Genomic DNA, 3,340 nt, shown 5'->3' with positions numbered 1-3,340 from the left:
GCCGATGCCATTCATCCCGGTTATGGTTTTTTGTCCGAGAATGCTGATTTTGCCCGCCGATGCAAAGAGGAGGGGATCATCTTTATCGGCCCTTCCGCCGAGACGATGGAAGCGATGGGTGACAAGATTGCCGCCCGTAAGCGTATGATTGCCGCAGGCGTTCCCGTGGTCCCCGGTACGGAACAACCGTTGCAAAGTGCCGAAGAGGCGGTACGTATCTGTAATGAAATAGGCTATCCTGTCATGCTGAAGGCTTCTATGGGAGGCGGCGGTAAAGGGATGAGGCTGATACACAGTGAAGACGAAGTGGTGGAGGCATATAACACCGCCCGTTCCGAGTCCATGTCTTCTTTCGGGGATGATACGGTTTATCTGGAAAAATTTGTGGAGGAACCCCATCATATAGAATTTCAAATTCTGGGTGACAATCATGGCAATGTAATCCATCTGTTTGACCGCGAGTGTTCTGTCCAGCGTCGCAACCAGAAGATTGTAGAGGAGAGCCCGTCTCCGTTCCTTACTCCGGAACTCCGCCAGGAGATGGGGGAAAAGGCAGTGGCTGCCGCCAGGGCGGTGAACTATTCGGGAGCCGGAACTATCGAGTTTCTGGTGGACAAGAACCGCGATTTCTATTTTCTGGAGATGAACACCCGTTTGCAGGTGGAGCATCCCATCACCGAAGAAGTGGTGGGCGTGGATCTGGTAAAAGAACAAATCCGTATAGCCAATAACGAGGTGCTGCACCTGAAGCAAGAAGAACTTTTCCAGCGCGGTCATGCCATCGAATGTCGTATCTGTGCGGAAGACACGGAGAACAACTTCATGCCTTCGCCGGGTATCATCAAACAGCTGACGGAGCCTAACGGCATCGGCGTACGCATTGACAGCTACGTTTACGAAGGTTACGAGATTCCCATCTATTACGACCCGATGATAGGCAAGCTGATTGTATGGGCTACGACCCGCCAATATGCCATAGAACGTATGCGCCGGGTACTTTACGAGTACAAGATTACGGGGCTGAAGACCAACCTCAGTTATCTGAAACGCATCATGCATACCCCCGACTTTGTAAAGGGTGAGTATAATACCTTGTTCATAGAGAAGAACTCGCGTATGCTGCTCCGTGGCAACGGTAATAATGAGGAGATTGAGAATATCGCCATGATCGCCTCTTATATTGACTATCTGATGAATCTGGAAGAGAACAAGAGTCCCCAGCTGTCTGATGCCCGTCCCATCAGCCGCTGGCGTGAGTTCGGCTTGCAGAAAGGAGTATTGAGAATCTGATTCTTCATTTAATTAAGCAAAAGTATGGAAATACATATTGGAGACCGCGTAGCCGATGTGACGTTGGTGAGCAAGGAAGGAAACAAGGTACAGTTTATGATTGACGGAAAACCGTATGATGTGGATATCGTTATGGCCGAGAACGGAAGCTGTTCCATCCTGCACGATGGCAATTCCTTCAATGCCGAACTGATCCGTGGGGAGGGTGGAAAGAGTTATGATGTGAATATGTTCTACCGTTCCTATCATGTGGACATAGTGGACACCCAGACCAAGTATCTGCGTATGAAAAAGGGCGGCGAGGAGAGACAGGATGACAAGATTGTAGCTCCCATGCCCGGAAAGGTTGTAAAAATTCCCGTCCGGAAAGGAGACCGTCTGTCATCCGGGGATATTGTGGTAGTGCTGGAGGCCATGAAGATGCAGAGCAACTACAAAGTGACCTCGGACTGCACGGTAAGGGATATCCTGGTCAATGAAGGGGATTCCGTCAATGCTAACCAGGTATTAATAGTATTGGATATAATAAAAGAAGATTGATCATGACAAGAGAAGAAATATACAGCCGGTTTGAAGAGCTGGACAAACGCGCGTCGCTGGGCGGCGGTGTGGACAAGATCGAGAAACAACACGCCCAAGGGAAGATGACCGCTCGCGAGCGTATCGGAATGTTGCTGGACAAAGGTACGTTCAATGAACTGGACAAGCTGGTGAACCACCGTTGTACCAACTTTGGTATGGAGAAGAAGCAGATTGCCGGAGATGGTATGGTCACCGGTTACGGAAAGATAGACGGCCGTCCGGTGTTTGTCTATGCATATGATTTTACCGCACATGGCGGCTCGCTGAGCGAGACCAATGCTGCCAAAATCGTGAAGGTGCAACAACTGGCATTGAAAAACGGCGCTCCCGTCATCGCCCTGAACGACTCGGGAGGCGCACGCATCCAAGAAGGGGTGAACAGCCTTGCCGGATATGCCTCTATTTTCTATCAGAACACTATCGCCTCAGGTGTTATCCCGCAGATTTCCGCCATCTTGGGTCCTTGTGCCGGAGGAGCCTGCTACTCACCAGCACTAACCGATTTTATCTTTATGGTAAAAGAGAAGAGCCACATGTTCATCACCGGCCCGGATGTGGTGAAGACTGTGACTAACGAGGAGGTGGGCAAGGAGGAACTGGGCGGTGCCTATACCCACAGCAGCAAAAGCGGTGTGACCCATTTTATGTGCGACAATGAGGAGGAAACGCTGATGAGTATCCGCGAATTGCTGAGTTTCCTGCCTTCCAACAATATGGAGGATGCGCCGTTGGTTCCCTGCAACGATGACATCCATCGTCAGGTGGAGGCGTTGCAGACTGTCATTCCCGAAGATCCGAATATGCCTTATGATATAAAGGATATCATCGAACCGGTGCTGGATAACCAGTATTTCTTCGAGGTGATGCCTCACTTTGCTAAAAATGTGGTGGTGGGGTTCGGTCGCCTGGGAGGTCGTTCCGTAGGTATTGTTGCCAATCAGCCCGCCTGGCTGGCCGGCGTCCTTGACATTGACGCCAGTGACAAGGCTGCCCGTTTTATCCGTTTCTGCGACTGCTTTAACATTCCTCTGATCACTTTCGAGGATGTTCCCGGCTTCCTGCCCGGAACAATACAGGAACACAACGGCATCATCCGCCACGGTGCGAAGATAGTTTATGCATACGCCGAAGCTACAGTGCCCAAGGTAACTTTAATTACCCGTAAAGCTTACGGAGGTGCCTACATTGTCATGTCCAGCAAACCGACGGGAGCCGATGTGAACCTGGCTTATCCACAGGCGGAAATAGCCGTTATGGGAGCTGCGGGAGCTGTAAATATCCTCTATCGGAAATCCACTCCTGAAGAAAAACAAGAAATAATCAAAGATTACGAAGATAAATTCTCTAACCCTTATTGTGCGGCAGAACGCGGCTTGATTGATGAAGTGATTATGCCCCGTGACACCCGCTATAAACTCATTCAGGCTTTGGAAATGTGTCACAACAAAAACCAAAGCAATCCGCCTAA

Annotated in this window: 3 protein-coding genes; all 3 read left to right on the top strand. The window is 50.1% G+C overall.

Annotated features, from left to right (window positions below; all coding sequences use genetic code 11):
* On the top strand, window positions 1-1,290 hold a 1,290-nt coding region (locus tag AB5935_RS23965), incomplete at its 5' end, for an acetyl/propionyl/methylcrotonyl-CoA carboxylase subunit alpha (RefSeq protein ID WP_007856517.1).
* 24 nt (window positions 1,291-1,314) lie between these two features.
* Window positions 1,315-1,830: an acetyl-CoA carboxylase biotin carboxyl carrier protein subunit gene (locus tag AB5935_RS23960; RefSeq protein WP_005845446.1), complete on the top strand. Its 516-nt coding sequence runs from the start codon at window positions 1,315-1,317 to the stop codon at window positions 1,828-1,830.
* 2 nt (window positions 1,831-1,832) lie between these two features.
* Window positions 1,833-3,340, top strand: a 1,508-nt coding sequence (locus tag AB5935_RS23955) for an acyl-CoA carboxylase subunit beta (RefSeq protein ID WP_133304566.1), incomplete at its 3' end; no start/stop codon positions are given.

This window comes from Phocaeicola sp. RTP21198st1_B8_RTP21198_201120 (assembly GCF_040929485.1).
Lineage (GTDB): Bacteria > Bacteroidota > Bacteroidia > Bacteroidales > Bacteroidaceae > Phocaeicola > Phocaeicola dorei.
This window is presented reverse-complemented; position numbering and strand designations above follow the sequence as displayed.

Excerpts from the sequence above, each read along its gene's own strand:
- AB5935_RS23960 (WP_005845446.1), top strand. The coding sequence starts at position 1,315 with ATGGAAATACATATTGGAGACCGCGTAGCCGATGTGACGTTGGTGAGC.